Annotated in this window: 20 protein-coding genes; 7 read left to right on the top strand and 13 right to left on the bottom strand. The window is 64.5% G+C overall.

The genetic code is table 11. The annotated features are described in order from the left end of the window. Positions 1-27: 27 nt before the first annotated feature. Positions 28-234, bottom strand: coding sequence for a hypothetical protein (locus tag FJ988_RS01785; protein WP_140815026.1), 207 nt, complete (start codon positions 232-234; stop codon positions 28-30). Here FJ988_RS01785 and FJ988_RS01780 point away from each other — a divergent pair. The 4 genes from FJ988_RS01780 to FJ988_RS01765 are packed head-to-tail and all read left to right on the top strand — an operon-like array spanning position 233 to position 4,451. Further along, positions 233-1,231 carry an ABC transporter ATP-binding protein gene (locus FJ988_RS01780; protein ID WP_140815025.1) on the top strand — a complete coding sequence of 333 codons (999 nt, stop codon included), beginning with the start codon at positions 233-235 and terminating at the stop codon, positions 1,229-1,231. The genes FJ988_RS01785 and FJ988_RS01780 overlap by 2 nt on opposite strands. Beyond that, positions 1,228-2,193: an ABC transporter permease gene (locus FJ988_RS01775; RefSeq protein WP_140815024.1), complete on the top strand. Its 966-nt coding sequence runs from the start codon at positions 1,228-1,230 to the stop codon at positions 2,191-2,193. The genes FJ988_RS01780 and FJ988_RS01775 overlap by 4 nt, the downstream gene beginning before the upstream one ends. After that, a complete protein-coding gene (locus FJ988_RS01770) occupies positions 2,183-2,998 on the top strand; it encodes an ABC transporter permease (protein WP_140815023.1) in 816 nt (271 codons plus the stop codon). The genes FJ988_RS01775 and FJ988_RS01770 overlap by 11 nt, the downstream gene beginning before the upstream one ends. 25 nt (positions 2,999-3,023) lie before the next feature. Next, positions 3,024-4,451 (top strand): gamma-aminobutyraldehyde dehydrogenase, encoded by a 1,428-nt coding sequence (locus tag FJ988_RS01765; protein WP_140815022.1) that lies wholly within the window; start codon positions 3,024-3,026, stop codon positions 4,449-4,451. 179 nt (positions 4,452-4,630) lie between these two features. Here the strand turns inward: FJ988_RS01765 and FJ988_RS01760 are convergent, their stop codons facing one another. The 10 genes from FJ988_RS01760 to FJ988_RS01715 form a co-directional block, all read right to left on the bottom strand. Further along, the gene (locus tag FJ988_RS01760) at positions 4,631-4,945 is read right to left on the bottom strand and encodes a hypothetical protein (protein WP_140815021.1); all 315 of its coding nucleotides are present in this window, start codon (positions 4,943-4,945) and stop codon (positions 4,631-4,633) included. Between the two features lie 45 nt (positions 4,946-4,990). After that, a complete protein-coding gene (locus tag FJ988_RS01755; protein ID WP_246688405.1) occupies positions 4,991-5,440 on the bottom strand; it encodes a nuclear transport factor 2 family protein in 450 nt (149 codons plus the stop codon). After that, a complete protein-coding gene (locus tag FJ988_RS01750) occupies positions 5,437-5,910 on the bottom strand; it encodes a carboxymuconolactone decarboxylase family protein (RefSeq protein WP_140815020.1) in 474 nt (157 codons plus the stop codon). Before FJ988_RS01750 ends, FJ988_RS01755 begins: the two co-directional genes overlap by 4 nt. A gap of 107 nt (positions 5,911-6,017) precedes the next feature. After that, positions 6,018-7,571: an alpha/beta fold hydrolase gene (locus FJ988_RS01745; protein WP_140815019.1), complete on the bottom strand. Its 1,554-nt coding sequence runs from the start codon at positions 7,569-7,571 to the stop codon at positions 6,018-6,020. A 113-nt stretch (positions 7,572-7,684) separates the two neighbouring features. After that, the gene (locus FJ988_RS01740; protein ID WP_140815018.1) at positions 7,685-7,999 is read right to left on the bottom strand and encodes a formate dehydrogenase subunit delta; all 315 of its coding nucleotides are present in this window, start codon (positions 7,997-7,999) and stop codon (positions 7,685-7,687) included. Next, the gene (fdhD, locus tag FJ988_RS01735) at positions 7,989-8,819 is read right to left on the bottom strand and encodes a formate dehydrogenase accessory sulfurtransferase FdhD (protein WP_140815017.1); all 831 of its coding nucleotides are present in this window, start codon (positions 8,817-8,819) and stop codon (positions 7,989-7,991) included. The genes FJ988_RS01740 and fdhD overlap by 11 nt, the downstream gene beginning before the upstream one ends. 2 nt (positions 8,820-8,821) lie before the next feature. After that, positions 8,822-11,734 carry a formate dehydrogenase subunit alpha gene (fdhF, locus tag FJ988_RS01730; RefSeq protein ID WP_140815016.1) on the bottom strand — a complete coding sequence of 971 codons (2,913 nt, stop codon included), beginning with the start codon at positions 11,732-11,734 and terminating at the stop codon, positions 8,822-8,824. A 10-nt stretch (positions 11,735-11,744) separates the two neighbouring features. Beyond that, complete coding sequence (locus tag FJ988_RS01725; protein ID WP_140815015.1) at positions 11,745-13,301, bottom strand: NADH-quinone oxidoreductase subunit NuoF; 1,557 nt, start codon at positions 13,299-13,301, stop codon at positions 11,745-11,747. Further along, complete coding sequence (locus FJ988_RS01720; RefSeq protein WP_140815014.1) at positions 13,298-13,777, bottom strand: formate dehydrogenase subunit gamma; 480 nt, start codon at positions 13,775-13,777, stop codon at positions 13,298-13,300. Before FJ988_RS01720 ends, FJ988_RS01725 begins: the two co-directional genes overlap by 4 nt. Positions 13,778-13,971: 194 nt before the next feature. Next, positions 13,972-14,871, bottom strand: coding sequence for a LysR family transcriptional regulator (locus FJ988_RS01715; protein ID WP_140815013.1), 900 nt, complete (start codon positions 14,869-14,871; stop codon positions 13,972-13,974). Positions 14,872-15,030: 159 nt separating this feature from the next. Here FJ988_RS01715 and FJ988_RS01710 point away from each other — a divergent pair, with 159 nt between their 5' ends. Beyond that, positions 15,031-15,672: a DUF47 domain-containing protein gene (locus FJ988_RS01710; protein ID WP_140815012.1), complete on the top strand. Its 642-nt coding sequence runs from the start codon at positions 15,031-15,033 to the stop codon at positions 15,670-15,672. 3 nt (positions 15,673-15,675) lie between these two features. Next, positions 15,676-16,680 (top strand): inorganic phosphate transporter, encoded by a 1,005-nt coding sequence (locus FJ988_RS01705; protein ID WP_140815011.1) that lies wholly within the window; start codon positions 15,676-15,678, stop codon positions 16,678-16,680. 25 nt (positions 16,681-16,705) lie between these two features. Here the strand turns inward: FJ988_RS01705 and FJ988_RS01700 are convergent, their stop codons facing one another. After that, complete coding sequence (locus FJ988_RS01700) at positions 16,706-17,083, bottom strand: VOC family protein (protein WP_140815010.1); 378 nt, start codon at positions 17,081-17,083, stop codon at positions 16,706-16,708. Positions 17,084-17,265: 182 nt separating this feature from the next. On the opposite strand from FJ988_RS01700, the gene FJ988_RS01695 reads away from it, so the two are divergent. Beyond that, positions 17,266-18,441 carry an Mrp/NBP35 family ATP-binding protein gene (locus FJ988_RS01695; protein ID WP_140815009.1) on the top strand — a complete coding sequence of 392 codons (1,176 nt, stop codon included), beginning with the start codon at positions 17,266-17,268 and terminating at the stop codon, positions 18,439-18,441. 209 nt (positions 18,442-18,650) lie between these two features. On the opposite strand, the gene FJ988_RS01690 is transcribed toward FJ988_RS01695, so the two are convergent. Beyond that, complete coding sequence (locus tag FJ988_RS01690; protein WP_140815008.1) at positions 18,651-19,103, bottom strand: carbon monoxide dehydrogenase subunit G; 453 nt, start codon at positions 19,101-19,103, stop codon at positions 18,651-18,653. Positions 19,104-19,113 lie beyond the last annotated feature (10 nt).

Raw genomic sequence — 19,113 nt, 5'->3', positions numbered from 1 at the left:
CAGGAAATCTTGCCTCGCACCCACCTCTCATCCGACCGAGCTCCGCTCGGCCACCTTCTCCCACAAGGCGAGAAGGAAGGTCGCGGCACTGCCGCCTTTCATAAGCTCCACCGTCGGTGGTTTGCGGCGACCTTTGCGCAGGACTTCCCTTCTCCCCTTGTGGGAGAAGGTGGCCTCGCGAAGCGAGGTCGGATGAGGGGTAATCGCGATAACCTGTAACTGAAAAGCGACCATGACCGCAGCCGTTTCCTTCAAACAAGTCTCGCGCCATTTCGGCAGCGTGCGCGCGGTCGACGCCGTCGATCTCGACATCGTGCCGGGCGAATTCTTCGCCATGCTCGGCCCGTCCGGCTCCGGCAAGACGACGTGTCTCAGGCTGATTGCCGGCTTCGAGCAGCCGACGGCCGGATCGATCTCCATCTTCGGCGAGCGCGCCGAAGGCGTCCCGCCCTATCGCCGCAACGTCAACACCGTCTTCCAGGACTATGCGCTGTTCCCGCATCTGAATGTGCTGGACAACGTCGCTTACGGCCTGATGGTCAAGGGCGTCGGCAAGGCCGAGCGCCTCAAGGCGGCGGAAGAGGCGCTTTCCCTTGTAAGGCTCCCGGGCTATGGCGCGCGCCGCCCCGGCCAGCTCTCCGGCGGCCAGCGCCAGCGCGTCGCGCTCGCCCGCGCCCTGGTCAACCAGCCCAAGGTGCTGTTGCTCGACGAGCCGCTCGGCGCGCTCGACCTCAAGCTGCGCGAGAACATGCAGGAAGAATTGAAGTCGCTGCAGAAGGTGCTGGGCATCACCTTCGTCTTCGTCACCCACGACCAGGGCGAGGCGCTGTCGATGGCCGACCGCGTCGCCGTCTTCAACGACGGCAGGATCATGCAGGTCGGCACGCCGGAAGATATCTACCAGCGGCCAAAGACCCGCTTCGTCGCCGATTTCGTCGGCTCATCCAACGTGCTGCCGCCCGATTTCGTCCAGCGCTATGCCGGCCAGCATCGCTGGGGCAGCCTGCGCCCCGAGTCCATCCGCGTCTCCACCGCGACCAGCGGCGACGGCGTCGCCGCGCGACTGGTCGGCACGAACTATCTAGGTGCCACGACCAGGCTGGCGCTCGACGCTGACGGGTTGAGGCTGCACGCCATGGTGCCGGCGGGAACGGCGCTGCCTGCGGAAGGCGAGGCGGTGATGCTCACCTTCAACCGCGACAGCCTGCACCTGATGGACGAGCCGGCATGACCATCGCCGCTGTTCAATCCAATCCCGCACCCGCCATCCTTCCCGGCAGCGGCGGTCTGCGTGGTGCCTTGTCCGACCTCTTCTGGCGCCGACCGAAATTCCTGCTTCTGTTGATGCTAGCTCCACCGCTGCTGTGGCTCGGCATCGTCTATATCGGCTCGCTGTTCGCGCTCTTGGCGCAGAGCTTTTTCTCCATCGACGAGTTCTCCGGCCTCATCAACCGCGAGTTCACGCTGAAGACCTATGGCGACCTGTTCCAGGCCGCCAATCTCGACATCATTCTGCGTACCATTACGATGGCCGCGCTGGTCACGCTCGCCTCCGCGGTCGTCGCTTTTCCCATCGCCTATTACGCGGCGCGTTATGCGCGCGGCCGCTGGAAGGCGCTGTTCTATCTCGGCATCATGCTGCCGCTGTGGTCGAGCTACCTGGTCAAGATCTATGCCTGGAAACTGATCCTCGCCAAGGAAGGCATCCTCACCTGGCTGTTGGCCAAGCTGCACCTGCTCTGGCTGCTCGACGCCTGGCTGTCGCTGCCCGTCGTTGGCGGCAATTCGCTGTCGGTCTCCTTCACCGGCACCTTCATCGTCTTCGTCTATGTCTGGCTGCCCTTCATGATCCTGCCTGTGCAGGCGGCGCTCGAGCGGGTGCCCGGCAATCTGGTCGAGGCCTCATCCGATCTCGGCGCCTCGCCCGGCCAAACCTTCCGCAACGTTTTGTTCCCGCTGGCGCTGCCCGGCATCGTCGCCGGCTCGATCTTCACCTTCTCGCTGACGCTGGGCGACTACATCATCCCGCAGATCATCGGCACCTCGCGCCTGTTTATCGGCCAGGCCGTCTATTCGCAGCAGGGCACCGCCGGCAACATTCCCCTGGCCGCCGCCTTCACCGTGGTGCCCATCGTCATCATGGGTTTCTACCTCTGGGGCGCCAAGCGCATGGGGGCCTTCGATGCGCTCTGATCGTGGCCAATCCGCTCCGCTCGGCCTGAAGATCGCCGCTGGCTGCGGCCTGCTCTTCCTGCATCTGCCGATCCTCTTGATCTTCGTCTACGCTTTCACCACCGAGGAGAAGAGCTTCGTCTGGCCGCCCCCCGGCCTCACTCTGCAGTGGTTCGCCGTCACCTGGAACCGCCCGGATGTCTGGGAAGCGCTTTCGCTGTCGGTCCGTGTCGCCGCCATCTCGACGGCGATCGCGTTGGTGCTCGGCACGCTCTGTGCGGCGGCCGTCTCGCAGACGCGCTTCTTCGGCCGCGAGGCCATTTCGCTCTTGGTCATCCTGCCGATCGCGCTGCCCGGCATCATCACCGGCATCGCGCTGCGTTCGGCCTTCTCGCTCGCCGACATCCCGTTCTCGTTCTGGACGATCGTGCTCGGCCACGCCACCTTCTGCGTGGTCGTCGTCTACAACAATGCGGTGGCCCGCTTCCGCCGCACCTCCGGCTCGATGATCGAGGCCTCGATGGACCTCGGCGCCGACGGTTTTCAGACCTTCCGCCATGTCGTGCTGCCGAACATCGCCACCGCGCTGCTTGCAGGCGGCATGCTCGCCTTCGCGCTGTCCTTCGACGAGGTCATCGTCACCACCTTCACCGCCGGCCAGCAGCAGACCGTGCCGATCTGGATGCTGGAGGAACTGATCCGCCCGCGCCAGCGCCCGGTCACCAATGTCGTGGCCATGGTCGTCGTGCTGGTGACGCTGCTGCCGATCCTCTTTGCCTATTACCTGACCCGCGACGGCGACCAGATCGCCGGTTCGGGCAAATAACCAAATTCATAAGGGAGTGATGTCCATGGACACCCAGATGCTGATCGGCTCGAAATTCGACAAGGGCACCGAGACCGAGGAGCCGATCCTCAATCCGAAGACCGGGGCGACCATTCTCAACCTGCCGGAGGCGAGCCCGGCGCAGATCGAGGCTGCTGTGGCCGCCGCCGAACAGGCGTTCGTCAGCTGGTCGCGCACCACGCCGGCGCAGCGCTCCGGCTATCTGCTCAAGATCGCCGACCGCATCGAGGCGGAAGCCAAGGAATTCGCGGCGCTCGAAGCGCTGAACTGCGGCAAGCCGATCAATGCCGTGCTCAATGACGAGATCCCGGCGATCGTCGACTGCTACCGTTTCTTCGCCGGCGCGGTGCGCTCGATGCCCGGCCAGGTGGCGGGCGAATATCTGCCCGGCCACACCTCGATGGTCAGGCGCGATCCGATCGGCATCGTCGCCTCGATCGCGCCGTGGAACTATCCGCTGATGATGATGGCCTGGAAGCTGGCGCCGGCCATCGGCGGCGGCAACACAGTGGTCTTCAAGCCTTCCGAACAGACGCCACTGACGGCGCTCAAGCTGGCGAAGATCCTCGCCGATGTCCTGCCCGAGGGCGTCGTCAACGTCGTGCTCGGCCGCGGCGACAGTGTCGGCAACACGCTGATCAACCACCCCAAGGTCAACATGATCTCGATCACCGGCGATGTCGCAACCGGCAAGAAGGTGCTGCAGGCGGCCGCCAAGTCGGTCAAGCGCACGCATCTCGAGCTCGGCGGCAAGGCGCCGGTCATCGTCTTCGACGACGCCGACCTCGGCGCCGTGGTCAACGGCCTGCGCGCATTCGGCTACTACAATGCCGGCCAGGACTGCACCGCCGCCTGCCGCATCTATGCCGGCAAGAAGATCTACGACAAGTTGGTCGCCGATCTCTCCTCGGCCGTTTCGACCATCAAGTTCAACCAGCCCGACGACACCGAAAACGAGATCGGCCCGCTGATCTCGCGCCGCCAGCGCGACCGCGTGTCGAGTTTCGTCGAGCGCGCCTCGGAGCTCAAGCACATCGAGATCACCACCGGCGGCAAGCCGGGCGAGGGCTCGGGCTTCTACTACCAGCCGACCGTCGTCGCCGGCGCGCTGCAGGAAGACGAGATCGTGCGCCGCGAAGTGTTCGGCCCGGTCGTCTCGGTCACCCGCTTCTCGGACGTCGACGAAGCGGTGAACTGGGCGAACGACAGCGACTATGGGCTGGCTTCCTCGGTGTGGACCAGGGACGTCTCGCGCGCCATGGCCACCGCCGCCCGACTGCAATATGGCTGCACCTGGATCAACACCCATTTCATGCTGACCAACGAGATGCCGCATGGCGGCCTGAAACAGTCCGGCTACGGCAAGGACATGTCGCTCTATGCCTTGGAAGACTACACCGCCGTCCGCCACGTAATGGTGGCGCACGGGTAGAAATCTCCTTCTCCCCGTTTACGGGGAGAAGGTGCCCGAAGGGCGGATGAGGGGCAGCGCCAACCTCGGCAATTTCAGACCCAAAACTACGGCAAAACAAATAGATAGCGGACGCTGGCGCCGCCCCTCATCTGCCTGCCGGCTCTTCTCCCCGTAAACGGGGAGAAGAGCGAAAGCCGCTACCCGACAATCCGGTAAATGTTCCAAAGGCTGGTGCCCGAAACCACATAGGGCTCCAGCTCTTTGCCCCATTTGGCATGCGCGTCGATCTTGGCGATCTTGGCGAAGAATGCCTCCAACTGGGCCAAGCTCTCGACCTCGTGATGAGACTCGATCGTCGCTTCGCGTGCGCCGATCGAGCCCGTCATGAGCCGGAAATTCAGATCGGCGAGCCCGACCTGCGAGCCGATCTCGCGCTCCCATTTCCGCATCAGCTCGAGTGCGGTCTGCTTGTGCCCGAACTTGGCGTCGATCTGCCATCTGGCGCTGAACATCTTCCACTCTCCTGCGTGATTAAGGTTGATTCATCCGAGGTTGAATTACTCGTCCCAGGCCTGCACGACCGTCTGCCGCGCGATCAGACCGTTCTTCAGCTCCACCATCGCGGCACACAAAACCTTGGTGCCGTCCGGATAGGCGCAGGCCTGCATGAAGGCGAGGTTGTCGCCGTCGGCGATGGTGGTGTCGACCTTATGGGTCATCGCCCGGCTGCAGATGTCGTCCCAGAAGGTACTGATCGCCGCGCGGCCGCGGATTTCGCGCGGCTTGCTTGGTGGGTTGTTGCGGTCGACGACCCGCACCAGCGCGTCGTCGTTGTAGAAGCTCGACAGCAGCTTGCCGTCCCGGCCCTCGATCGCCTTCTTGATCGCCGCGCCGTCCACTGCTTTGGTCTTGGTCAACATGTCATCCTCCATGTGCCCGTCTTTCTGATCGGGCGGTTGACGAGAAAATGCTGCCCGGCGCTCATCGCCGGGCGGGGATTTCGTCACTGCGACTTCGCCTTGACGGCCGCGAACACGTCGTCCGTCTGCTTCTTGAAGGTGGCGAGGTCGACCTGGCTGCCGTTGAGCATCGTCGACCAGTGCCGCACGATCGCAGACATCGCGATCGCCTCCTTGATCTCCTCGTCCGATGCGCCGTTGAGCCTGGCCGCTTCGGTGTGGAAATAGATGCAGTACTGGCAAGGGATCTGCGCGGCGACCGCGAGCCCCATCAGCTCCTTGGTCTTGCCGTCCAGCGCGGTCTTGGGATTGAGCTGCACGGCCTTGATCTCGGCCCAGGCGCCGGCCACCGCGACGTCCGGCAGCGTCTTGAACATGTCGGGCACCGAGCCCAGCGTGGCCTGGATGTCCTTGTAGGCGGCGGTGGCCGAGGCGTCTTCGGCTCGCGCCATGGAGATGGCCAGCAATGCGCCTGCCGCAAATGCCAGCAATCCGATCTTGCGATTGAGCTTCAGCATTTCATCCTCCATTCGCAGGGCCGTCGCGGCGATATCGCCTGGCCTGCATGGGAGAAGTGATACCGCTTAACCTGCCTTCGCCGCTTCGCCCGAAAGCGCCATGGCTCTTATGGCCCGTCCGGGCCAGTGTTCCTCGCGGAAAAAGCCGCCGCAGCCGCTCGAGAGGGCAGGTCGAGCTTGAGCAATATGTTGGCGACGTGGCGCTTGACCGTGTGCTCGCTGAGGCTGAGTTCGGCGGCGATGGCGGCATTGCTCTTGCCGTCGGCGATCAGGCTCACCACCTCGCTTTCGCGCGCCGACAGCGTGGCCGGTTCCGCGGGTTTGGGCTTGGGACGGCAGGCCGGTTCCAGATGCTGTTCGGCCGTCACCTGAACCAGTGCCAGCGGCTCGTCCAGCTCGTCGAGGCCGACGCGCCCGGCGTCGACGAAATGCAAGCCGGAACCGGCCGCCAGGTCTGCGACCAGCCGTGAGGCGAGGATGTGGCCGCGTTCGGCATGGGCGGCAAGCTGGATGGTCACACGCGCTGTCAGTCCAGTCGGGGGCCCACGCACCTCGACCTCGCCGACATGCACCCCTTGCGCGCTTGCCACGCCTATCTCCTGCGCCGCTTCGCGCAGCAACGCCGCGCAGCGTACGGCACGCGCCGGGCCGTCGAAGCGCGAGATCATGAGTTCGCCATGCGTTCCGGCGACGCGCCCGCCGTGACGACCGACCAGCATTCGCCAGTTCTCCTGGAAGCGCAGGCTGCGTTCGCTCCACAACCGGTCTCCAAGCCGCGCAGTGTCATAGATGCGCGTCACCAGCAGCGCGGCAAGCACGCGCTCGGTATCGACCACGGCCGGCTGTCCGGTGAGGTATTCCTCGATCAGGTCGGCGACGCGGTCGACATCGCCGGTCCAGATCGGGTGGTCGCGTCCAGGGATCTCGGCCAGCCGGGCGTTCGGAATTTTCTTCGCCAGGAAGCGGCTGGCGTCGGGATCGACACGGACGTCGTTGCGGCGATGGATGAGCAGCGTCGGCGCGCGGATCATCGAAAGAATGCCGCGCACGTCGATCCCGGCATTCATGCGGGCAAGGGCCGCCGCCGCGGTCGGGCTGGCCGACAGTCGCTCGAAGCGCCCCCACCATTGCGTGAAATGCGCATCGTCGACCCGGCCCGGCGCGAAATTGGGCAGCGTGGCGCCGGTGCCCCAGGCCGTCTCCGCCGCATCGATGAAGGCCTGCAGCCGCTCCGGCGGCATCACCCATTTGTGGAAATGCGCATAGCCGCCATAGAGCACCAGCGAGCGCGTGCGCTCAGGATAGGTGGCGGCAAACAGCATCGCCATCGGCGCGCCTTCCGAGGCGCCGAGGATCGCCGCGCGGCCGCTGCCTGTGGCATCCATCACCGCACGCACGTCGTCCATACGGGTCTCGAGGCTGGGCAGGTGGTGACTGTCGACGCGGTCCGACAGGCCGGTGCCGCGCTTGTCGAACAGGATCAGCCGCGAGAAGGCCGAAAGCCGCTTCAACAGTCGGCTGTAGCCTTCATCCTCCCAGTGCAAGTCGAGATTGGAGATGAAGCCGGGCACGAAGACCAGATCGAACGAACCCTGGCCGACCACCTGATAGGCGATCCGCACATCCCCGCTACGGGCGTATCTGGTCTCTATGGGCCTCACGCAAGCTACCCCGCCCAGCCAGACGATTTTCGTCCGATGGTAGCAGAAATATGCCGCAACGGCAGCCGAACTTTAGCAGGCGGAAATGTAGGACCTTTGACGTCGCGAGGCCACTATTTCTGCGGGACGGCACCTTCGGCATCTGCAGCCGTGGTGTAGCCAATGGTTGCATCGGCCTGCGCGTCGGTCCTTGGCCGCTTGATCCTGGCGGAAGCCGCCACCACCAGCTCGTTGAAATGCTCGGTGCCGCCGTCCAGCATTTCGAAGAGCTGCCGCCGCATCCTCGGCTCCCAGAACTTATTGATGTGCTCGGCGACGCCGGCAATGCCTTCCTCGCGCGGCTTGGAATCGAAGAATGTGGCGATCTGGTTTGCCATGCGCACCAGCTTTTCCCGGGTGCTGGTGATGTGTTCTTCGTCATGCAACATGCTGGGAAACTCCGGAAGCCACCCGTTCCGGGTGGGTGAAAATGTCGAATTCGTCGCCGCGCACCAGCGCCACCAGCGTCATGCCGGCGGCGTCGGCAGTGCGGATGGCGAGCGCGGTCGGGGCGGACACGGCCATAATGATCGAAGCGCCGATCGAGGCGGTCTTCTGCACCATCTCGACCGAAACGCGCGAGGTCACCACCACGGCGCCTGTCGCGCCATCGATGCCGGCCTTGGCCAGCGCACCGGCCAGCTTGTCCAGCGCGTTGTGCCTACCGACATCCTCGCGCGCCATGACGATGCCCTTGCCTGGCACATAGAAGCCCGCGGCGTGCACCGCGCCGGTCTCGGCATGCAGCGGCTGCACCTTGGAAAGCAGCCGCACGGCGCTCGTGATGTCGTTGGCGCCAAGTGTAAGTTTTGACGCACCGACCGCATCGACCGAGCGCATCGCCTCCTCAATGGATTCGATACCGCACAACCCGCAGCCGACCGGTCCGGCCAGCCGGCGCCGCCTGGCCTGGAAGCGCGTATTGGCCTGGTCCTTCAGCCTGATCTGGATGTCGATGCCGGCGCCGAGGTCCTCGACCTCGATCGCCTCGATCTCGGCCGGATCGGCAATGATGCCTTCGGTCAGCGAGAAGCCGAGCGCGAAATCCTCGAAATCGGCCGGGCTCGCCATCATCACCGCATGGGTGGTGCCGGCGAAGGAGAACGCCACCGGCGTCTCCTCGGGCACCATGCGGTTCGCGGCAGCAGTTCCGCCGGCGCGATGCGCCAGCCGCGAGATTTGCGTCGTCGCTTTGCGGCGCGCGGCCAAGGCTACTCCGCCGCCGCCAGCGGTGCGATGCGGCGGCTCCGCTCAGCCTGCTCGTTATAGTCCTTCTGCCAGTCGCTCGGCCCGTTGGACGGCGCCACCTGCACGGCAGTGACCTTGTATTCCGGACAGTTGGTCGCCCAGTCCGAGAAGTCGGTGGTGATCACATTGGCCTGCGTGTCCGGGTGGTGGAAGGTCGTGTAGACGACGCCGGGCGAGACGCGATCGGTGATCAGCGCGCGCAGCGTGGTCTCGCCGGAGCGGCTGGCCAGCCGCACCCAGTCGCCCTCGCGGACGCCACGGACTTCAGCGTCGTGCGGATGGATCTCCAGCCGGTCCTCAGCGTGCCACATCACATTCTCGGTACGCCTGGTCTGCGCGCCGACATTGTATTGCGAGAGAATCCGGCCAGTGGTGAGAAGCAGCGGATAGCGCGGTCCAGTCCGCTCGTCCGTCGCCACATATTCGGTGCGGATGAACTTGCCCTTGCCGCGCACGAAGCCGTCGACATGCATGATCGGCGTGCCGAGCGGCGCCTTGTCGTTGCAGGGCCACTGCACCGAGCCGACGCGGTCGAGCAGGTCGAAGGAGACATTGGCGAAGCTCGGCGTCGTCTTGGCGATCTCGTCCATGATCTGCGACGGATGCGTGTAGTTCCAGTCGAGCCCGATGGCGCGGGCAAGCTCCTGCGTCGCTTCCCAGTCGGCATAGCGCGCCTTCGGCTCCAACACCTTGCGCACCATGTTGATGCGGCGCTCGGCGTTGGTGAAGGTGCCGTCCTTCTCGAGGAAGGTCGAGCCCGGCAGGAAGACATGCGCGTAATTCGCCGTCTCGTTGAGGAAGAGGTCGTGCACGACCACGCATTCCATCGCGGCGAGGCCGCCGGCGACATGCTTGGTGTCGGGGTCGGACTGCAGGATGTCCTCGCCCTGGATGTAGATGCCCTTGAACGAGCCGTCGACGGCGGCGTCCAGCATGTTGGGGATGCGCAGACCCGGTTCGTCGTCGAGCTTCACGCCCCACAGGCTCTCATAGATGTCGCGCACCGCGTCGCCCGAGATGTGGCGATAGCCCGGCAATTCATGCGGGAAGGAGCCCATGTCGCACGAGCCCTGCACGTTGTTCTGGCCGCGCAGCGGGTTCACGCCGACGCCCGGACGGCCGATATTGCCGGTCGCCATGGCGAGGTTGGCGATCGCCATCACCGTGGTCGAGCCCTGGCTGTGTTCCGTGACGCCGAGGCCGTAATAGATCGCGCCATTGCCGCCCTTGGCATAGAGGCGCGCGGCACCCCGGATCAGTTCGGGATCGACGCCGGACAGTTTGCCGATGGTTTCCGGGCTGTTTTCCGGCAGCGCGACGAAAGACGCCCAGTCCTGGAACTCGGCCCAGTCGCAACGCTCGCGGATGAAGGCTTCGTCGAATAGCCCTTCGGTGACGATGACATGCGCCAGCGACGTCAATACCGCCACATTGGTGCCAGGCTTCAACGGCAGGTGATAGTCGGCCTGGATATGCGCCGACTTGACCATCTCGGTGCGGCGCGGATCGAGCACGATCAGCTTGGCGCCCTGGCGCAGCCGCTTCTTCAGCCGCGAGGCGAACACCGGATGAGCCGAAACCGGATTGGCGCCGATGATGACGGCAACGTCGGTGAATTCGACCGAATCGAAATCCTGCGTACCGGCCGAGGTGCCGTAGGTCTGGCCGAGACCGTAGCCGGTCGGCGAGTGGCAGACGCGCGCGCAGGTGTCGACATTGTTGTTGCGAAAACCTTGCCGCACCAGCTTCTGGACGAGATAGGTCTCCTCGTTCGTGCAGCGCGACGAGGTGATGCCGCCGATCGCGGTGCGTCCGTACTGGTACTGGATGCGGCGGAATTCCTTGGCAGTATGAGCGATCGCCTCTTCCCAGGAGACTTCGCGCCACGGGTCCGAGATCTTCTCGCGGATCATCGGCGAGAGAATCCGGTCCTTATGCGTGGCGTAGCCATAGGCGAAACGGCCCTTGACGCAGCTATGACCGTGGTTCGCCTTGCCGTCCTTGTAAGGCAGCATGCGGATGACCTCGTCGTCCTTAACCTCGGCCTTGAACGAGCAGCCGACGCCGCAATAGGCGCAGGTGGTGACGGCCGAGCGCTCCGGCATGCCCTTTTCGAGCACGGTCTTTTCGCGCAGCGCGTCGGTCGGGCAGGCCTGAACGCAGGCGCCGCAGGACACGCATTCGGACGCGATGAAGTCCTCATGCATGCCGGCGACCATGCGCGATTCGAAGCCGCGGCCCTCGATGGTCAGCGCGAAGGTGCCCTGGACCTCTTCGCAGGCGCGCACGCAGCGCGAGCAGACGATGCACTGCGCCGGGTCGTAGGTGAAATAGGGGTTGGATTCGTCGCGGGCGATGTAGTCGACGGCCAAAGAACCATGGCCTGGCGCGACGCCGCCCTCTTCCTTGACGTGGTTGCGGCCTTCGGTGCCGTAGCGGTTTTCGTTCAGCCCGACCGACTTCGCCACCGCATCGAACTCGCTGGCGCCGGTGCCGGCCTTTTCGTTCCAGCCGGTCGGATGGTCGGAGACATAGAGTTCCATGACGCCGCGGCGGATGGCGTCGAGCCGGTCCGACTGCGTGCGCACCACCATGCCTTCGCCGACCGGCGTCGTGCAGGAGGCCGGCGTGCCGCCGCGGCCCTCGATCTCGACCAGGCAGACGCGGCAGGAGCCGAAGGAGTCCAGCATGTCGGTGGCGCAGAGTTTCGGGATCTCGACCCCGCCATCCATTGCCGCGCGCATGATCGAGGTGCCTTCCGGCACGGTGATGCTCTGCCCGTCGACAGTGAGGGTGATCTGCTTCGTCGCTTTCGACTCCGGCGTTCCGTAGTCGATCTCTTCGATGAGGGTGGGGAAGTCGGCCTTGATGTTCATCTGCCAGCTCCTATTCAGCCGCCACGCGCGCCGGCGCGGGCTTGAAGTCGTCGGGGAAATGCGTGATCGAGCTCATCACCGGGTAGGGCGTGAAGCCGCCCAGAGCGCAGAGCGAGCCGAACTTCATCGTGTTGCAGAGGTCGGTGACCAGAGCGAGGTTCTTCTCCGCCTCGATGCCGGCCGCGACCTTGTCGAGAACCTCGACGCCACGTGTCGAGCCGATGCGGCAGGGCGTGCACTTGCCGCAGCTTTCGATGGCGCAGAATTCCATGGCGAAGCGCGCCTGCTTCAGCATGTCGGCGGTGTCGTCGAACACCGTGATGCCGGCATGGCCGATCAGCCCGTCGCGCTTGGCGAATTCCTCATAGTCGAACGGCGTGTCGAACAGTCCGCGGGGAAAATAAGCGCCCAAGGGACCCCCGACCTGCACCGCCTTGACCGGGCGTCCCGTCGAGGTGCCGCCGCCGATGTCGTCGACGATCTCGCCCAGCGTCAGGCCGAAGGCCGTCTCGAACAGGCCGCCATTTTTCACGTTGCCGGCGATCTGGATCGGGATCGTGCCGCGCGAGCGGCCCATGCCGAAATCCTTGTAGTAGGCCGCACCTCTGTCCATAATGATCGGCACGGAAGCCAGCGAGATCACATTGTTGATCACCGTCGGCTTGCCGAACAAGCCCTGGATGGCCGGCAGCGGCGGCTTGGCGCGCACCACGCCGCGCTTGCCTTCGAGCGAGTTAAGCAGCGAGGTTTCCTCGCCGCAGACATAGGCGCCCGCGCCGACGCGGATTTCCATGTCGAAGGCGTTGGCGGAACCCAGCACATTGACGCCGAGCACGCCGTGCTTGCGGGCGATCTCGACCGCCTTGTTCATCGTCGCCACCGCATGCGGATATTCCGAGCGGATATAGACGAAGCCCTTGGTCGCGCCGGTGGCGATGCCGGCGATCGCCATGCCTTCGATCAGCACGAAGGGGTCGCCTTCCATGATCATGCGGTCGGCGAAGGTGGCGCTGTCGCCCTCATCGGCGTTGCAGACGATGTATTTGCGCTCGCCCGCCGTTTCCAGCACCGTCTTCCACTTGATGCCGGTCGGGAAGCCGGCGCCGCCGCGGCCGCGCAGGCCGGATTCGGTCACCTGCTTGACGATGTCGGCCGGCGTCATGGCGACGGCGTTCTCGAGGCCCTTCAGCCCGCCATGCGCCTTGTAATTGTCGAGCGACAGCGGATCGATGACGCCGCAGCGCGCGAAGGTCAGCCGGGTCTGCTTGGCCAGGAACGGGATCTTGTCGGGAGAGCCCAGCCAGCGCTTGTGTGGGGCGCCTTTCAGGAAGCCGCTGTCGAACAGGCTCTTCACGTCCGACGGCTTGACCGGCCCGTAGGCGACGCGGCCCGTATCCGTGGCCACCTCGACCATCGGCTCGAGGAAATAGGCGCCGCGCGAGCCGTTGCGTACGATCTTGGCCTCGATGCCGCGCTCGGCAAGCTCCTTGGCGATGGCCTTGGCGACCTTCTCAGCACCCAGCGCGATCGCGCCGGAATCACCGGGAATGTAGATGCGCGGGATCATGAGCGCACCTCCGCGACGATCTCTTCGATCTTCTCGTCGTCGAGCCGGCCGATCACTTCGCCGTCGAGCATGGCCGATGGCGAGCAGGCGCAAAGCCCGAGGCAGTAGACCGGTTCCAGTGTAACCGATCCGTCGCGGGTGGTCTCGTGGAAACCGATGCCGAGCAGATGCTTGATCTTTGCCGCGACGGCGTCCGAACCCATCGACTGGCAGGCCTCCGCCTGGCAGAGCTTCAGCACATGCCGGCCGGCCGGCCGGGCGCGGAAATCATGATAGAAGGTGACGACGCCGTGCACCTCGGCGCGAGAGAGGTTCAACCCATCGGCAATGACCGGCAGCGCCGCCTGCGGCACATGGCCGAACTCTTCCTGTATCTCGTGCAGGATCGGCAACAGCGGACCTTCGAGGTCCTTCAACTCGTCGATGATCGCGGCCGTGCGCGATGCGATCTCGGTACCTGCGGGCTGCATGGTCAAGCAGCGCCCTCCCTGGTCGTGGCGGCCTGATGTATGCCACCCCGCAATATAGAGCGATTTCGGGGCAACGACATGCATGAGGCGCAATATCGCTAAGTCCTTAGGAAATCAGAGGAAACCTCTGAAATCAATAAAGCCGATCCGTCGCTTGATAGAAATTTTCTATCAATCAAAACCGGCCCGGACTGTCTAAATCACTTGTGCGACCGGAAATCGTCCGCCAGCGCCATCGCCTCGTCCAGCAGCGCCTGCACCAAAGGTGTGTGCGGCTCGCGCGGCGCTGCCACCAGGCCGACGGTGTGGCTGGCATCGGGCTCGACGATCGGAATGGCCCGGATCGGCTCGGAAAAGCCGAATGTTTCCGCAAGGTTGAGCGGCATGATCGACGACCATTTGCCGGTACGGATGTGCGAGAACAGCACGATCATCGAATTGGATTCCAGCGTCGGCCGCACCTGCACGCCGGCCTCCGCCAGATGCTGGTCGATGATGCGCCGGTTCTGCATGTCCGGCGTCAGCAGGCAGAGCGGCAGCTGGCTGATCTCGGCCCACGTCACTTTGTCGCGGTCCGAAAATGGGTTCCCGATGGCCGTGATCAACTGGTAGCGCTCGTCATAGAGCGGCACGCTGGTAACCCGCCCGAGAGGCTCGTTGTCGAGATAGGTGATGCCGGCGTCGACGTCGAAATTGCCGAGCAGCGTCAGCACCTCGATCGAGGTGCGCGACAGCACCGAAAAGGTCACGCCCGGGTGCTTGTCGCGGAACGGCGTGGTCAGCCGCGCCACCATGGCAAGCGCGGTGGGGATGGCGGCGATGCGGATGCGGCCGGACAGGCCGTGCCGCGCCGCGCGCATCTCCTCGCGCATCGTGCGTGAATCGCCGACGATGCGGCGCGCCCAACTGAGCACCTGCTTGCCTTCCGGCGTCAGCCCCTGGAAGCGCGAGCCGCGCAGCACCAGCATGACGCCGAGCAGCTCCTCGAGCTGCTTGATGCCGGCCGACAGCGTCGGCTGGGTGACACCGCACACCTCCGCCGCCCGGCCGAAATGCTCTTCCTTGGCGAGAGCGATGAAGAATTCCAGCTTGTCGATCATGCCGTCCGATCCCCACGGGTCAGGCCAAGGTCGAGGAAATCGCTCTGCCGCGCAAGACGCGGGCGCAAACTAGTCTCGTCCACATTTTTGAGCCGGCTCACCTGTTTTCCCGCGCCGCGCATGGCGCTATGTGGGGTAAGCGGAAGCAGGGAGGACGACATGCTGGGTTGGTTTCGCAAGCTGTTGCCGCGCGAAGATCGCTTCTTCGATCTGTTCGAGCGGCACTCGCGCACCGTGGTAGGCGGCGCCGAAGCCCTCGAGCAGCTTCTCCAGGGCAAGGAGATCGACCGCTGGTGTCAGAAGATCGTCGATCTCGAAAACGAGGCGGACGGCATCACGGCCGAGGTTCTGCTTGCCGTCAGGCGCTCCTTCATCACACCCTTCGACCGCGGCGACATCAAGGATCTGATCCAGTCGATGGATGACGCGATCGACATGATGCACAAGACCGTCAAGACGGTGAAGTTGTTCGAGGTGCGGGAGTTCGATCCGCTGATGCGGGAAATGGGCGAGGTCATCGTCCAGGCCGCCCGGCTGGTGGCGGAGGCGATCCCGCTGCTGGGCAAGGTCGGCGCGAATGCCGCGCGCCTCAACGCCGTCGCCGAGGAGGTCATGCGCGTCGAAGGCCGCGCCGACGACCTGCACGAACAGGGCCTCAAGGACCTTTTCAAGCGGCATGGCCGCAGCGATCCCATGGCCTATCTGATCGGCTCGGAGATCTATGGCCAGCTGGAAAAGGTGGTCGACCGGTTTGAGGACGTCGCCAATGAGATCAGCGGCATCGTGATCGAGAACGTTTAGGCGATGGACGCCACGATCGCTTTTCCCCTGCTGATCGGCCTCGTTGCCGTGGCGCTGTTCTTCGATTTCCTCAACGGGTTGCACGATGCCGCCAATTCGATCGCGACCATCGTCTCCACCCGCGTGCTCCGGCCGCATTATGCGGTGTTCTGGGCAGCTTTCTTCAATTTCATCGCCTTTATGTTCTTCGGCCTGCATGTCGCCGAGACCGTGGGCAAGGGCATTGTCGATGCCAGCATCGTCACGCCGGCGGTCATCTTTGCGGCACTTGTCGGCGCCATCGTCTGGAACATCGTCACCTGGATCGCCGGCATTCCGTCGAGCAGCTCGCACGCGCTGATCGGCGGGCTGGTCGGCGCGGGCGTCGCCAAGGCCGGAACGGGCGCCATCGTCTGGTCGGGGCTCGGCAAGACGGTCGCGGCCATCGCTCTGTCGCCGGCGACGGGATTCGTGCTCGCGCTCCTGCTTATTCTCATCGTTTCCTGGCTGTTCGTGCGCCAGACGCCGTTCGCGGTCGACAACACATTTCGCGTGCTGCAGTTCGTTTCCGCATCGCTATACTCGCTGGGACATGGCGGCAATGACGCGCAGAAGACCATGGGCATCATCGCCGTGCTGCTCTATTCCCAGGGCATGCTCGGCCAGAGCTTCTACGTGCCGCTCTGGGTGGTCCTCACCTGCCAGTCGGCGCTGGCGCTGGGCACGCTGTTCGGCGGCTGGCGCATCGTCCACACCATGGGCTCGAAGATCACGCGGCTGAACCCCATGCAGGGTTTTTGCGCTGAAACCGGCGGCGCCATAACGCTGTTTGCCGCCACCTGGCTTGGTGTTCCGGTCTCGACCACGCATACGATCACCGGTGCCATCATCGGCGTCGGCGCTGCGCGCCGCGTCTCGGCTGTGCGCTGGGGCATCGCCGGCAACATCGTCGTCGCCTGGGTGGTCACCTTGCCGGCCACAGCCGCCATTTCGGCGCTTACCTTTTTCGTCACGCGGCTGATCGGCTGACGCAGTGCTCAGCCCATCATGAAATCTATTTGTCGACCAGGTTCAGAATATTGCCGTCGGGGTCCTTGAACCATGCGACCTTCATGCCGTGGCCGACATGGATATCGCCCTCGAGCGCCAGACCGGGCATCTCATAGTGCTCGAAGGCGACGCCCTTCGATCTCAGCGACTTGACGATCGGCTCGATCCGGTCGCCGACAGCCCAAGTCACCGCCGTTGCCTTGTTGGTGCCGGCGAACTGCGAATGATAGACATTGATGAGCGTGTCGCCACTTTTGTAGACGACCAGTTCGCCGCCCATGTCGTGCACTTGGCTGAGGCCCAGCGTGCCTTCATAGAAGGCCTTTGCCTTCGCCAGGTCCTTTACCGCGAGATTGGCCGTCGCATTGCTGTTCTCGAGCATGACCGTCTCCTTCCCGGGATTGTCGTGGCCGATCAGGTAACTGAAGCAGGGCGTATGTGTTCCACCGCCAAATCCGACCTGCGCCGTCGTTTTCCGTGGCACGTCGGGCAAGCCTTTGCGCCACGGCTTGGTTCTGGCGGGAAACTGCACTATCTGGATCGCCAAACGCCGAGGAAAGAACCATGTCCGTCAGCAAGGAAAACGTCATCGAGCGGCTGAAGACGGTCAACGGGCCGGACTTCACCGGCAACATCGTCGACCTCGGCATGGTCTCCGATATCTTCATCGCCGATTCCAAGGTCTTCTTTTCCATCACCGTGCCGGCCGCCCGCGCGCAGGAGATGGAGCCGCTGCGCGCCGCCGCCGAACGCGTGGTCAAATCTATTCCCGGCGTCGCCAGCGCCATGGTCGCGCTGACGGCCGAGAAGAAGGGCGGCGGCATGGAAGCACCGGTCCCGCCGCGCCCTGCAGCGCCCAAGCCCGCCGCTCCGCAGCCGGCGCCGCAGCGTCCTGCGCCGCAGGCGCCTGCTTCGCACAGCCACGGCAAGCGCGGCGTGCCCGGCATCGATGCCATCATCGCGGTCGCCTCCGGCAAGGGCGGCGTCGGCAAGTCGACCACCGCCGTCAACCTGGCGCTCGGTCTCGCCGCCAACGGGTTGAAGGTCGGCGTGCTCGATGCCGACATATATGGCCCGTCGATGCCGCGGCTGCTCGACATCCATGGCCGGCCGCAGACCGTCGACGGCAAGATCCTCAAGCCGATGCAGAATTATGGGCTCAACGTGATGTCGATGGGCTTCCTCGTCGATGAGGAGACGCCGATGATCTGGCGCGGCCCGATGGTGATGTCGGCGCTGACGCAGATGCTGCGCGAGGTCGAATGGGGTCCGCTCGACGTGCTGGTCGTCGACATGCCGCCCGGCACCGGCGACGCCCAGCTCACCATGGCCCAGCAGGTGCCGCTCGCCGGCGCCGTCATCGTCTCGACGCCGCAGGACCTGGCCCTGATCGATGCCCGCAAGGGCTTGAACATGTTCAAGAAAGTCGACGTGCCGCTGCTCGGCATCGTCGAGAATATGAGCTATTTCCTCGCCCCCGACACCGGCAAACGCTACGACATCTTCGGCCATGGCGGCGCCAGACGTGAAGCCGAGCGCCTCGGCGTGACGTTCCTCGGCGAGGTGCCGCTGGAGATGGGCATCCGCGAAAGCTCCGACGCCGGCGCGCCTGTGGTCGTCTCCAAGCCGGACGGCGCCGAGGCCAAAATTTATCGCGAGATCGCTTCGAAAGTTTGGGACAGGGTCAACGAAGAACGCGGCGCGGCCGAGGCTTCCGTGCCTTCAATCGTGTTTGAATAATTGCTTTAGTTAGCGCTGCCCCTCATTGCCCTGCCGGGCATTTCTCCCCGTATAGTGACGGGGAGAAAGAAGCCCGCGCCGAGGATTTCGCCAATCGCCAGCGTCGCTACGCTGCCTTCTCCCCGTTCACGGGGAGAAGGTGCCCGAAGGGCGGATGAGGGGCGGCGCCGGCGCTCGATAAACCAGGTGCTGTTCAGGCGAAGCACAACCTAAGCTGCCCCCACCTTCTCGCCAAAGTTCGAGAAGAACTGAGCCGCAAGCTTCTTCGACGTCGAGTCGATCAGCCGGCTGCCGAGTTGCGCGATTTTGCCGCCGACTTCCGCCTTGGCGGCATATTTCAGCACCGTGGCATTCGGCCCGTCCTCCGTCAGCGTCACGTCGGCGCCCCCCTTGGCGAAGCCCGCTATGCCGCCCTTGCCTTCGCCCTGGATGGTGTAGGAGTGCGGCGGCTTGAGATTTTTCAGCGTCACCGCGCCGTTGAAGGTCGCCTTGATCGGTCCGATCTTCAGTACCACGGTCGCCGCCATCTCGGTCGGCGAGTTCATCTCCAGGCTCTGGCAGCCGGGAATGGCCTCCTTCAGGATTTCCGGATCGTTGAGGGCTTGCCACACTTTCGAGATAGGTGCGGCAATGTGTTCCTCGCCTTCCATCACCAACGCCATCGACACCTCC

This window comes from Mesorhizobium sp. CU3 (assembly GCF_006442965.1).
Lineage (GTDB): Bacteria > Pseudomonadota > Alphaproteobacteria > Rhizobiales > Rhizobiaceae > Mesorhizobium.
Note: the sequence above shows the minus strand (reverse complement) of the source record. Positions and strands in the feature narration are given on the sequence as shown.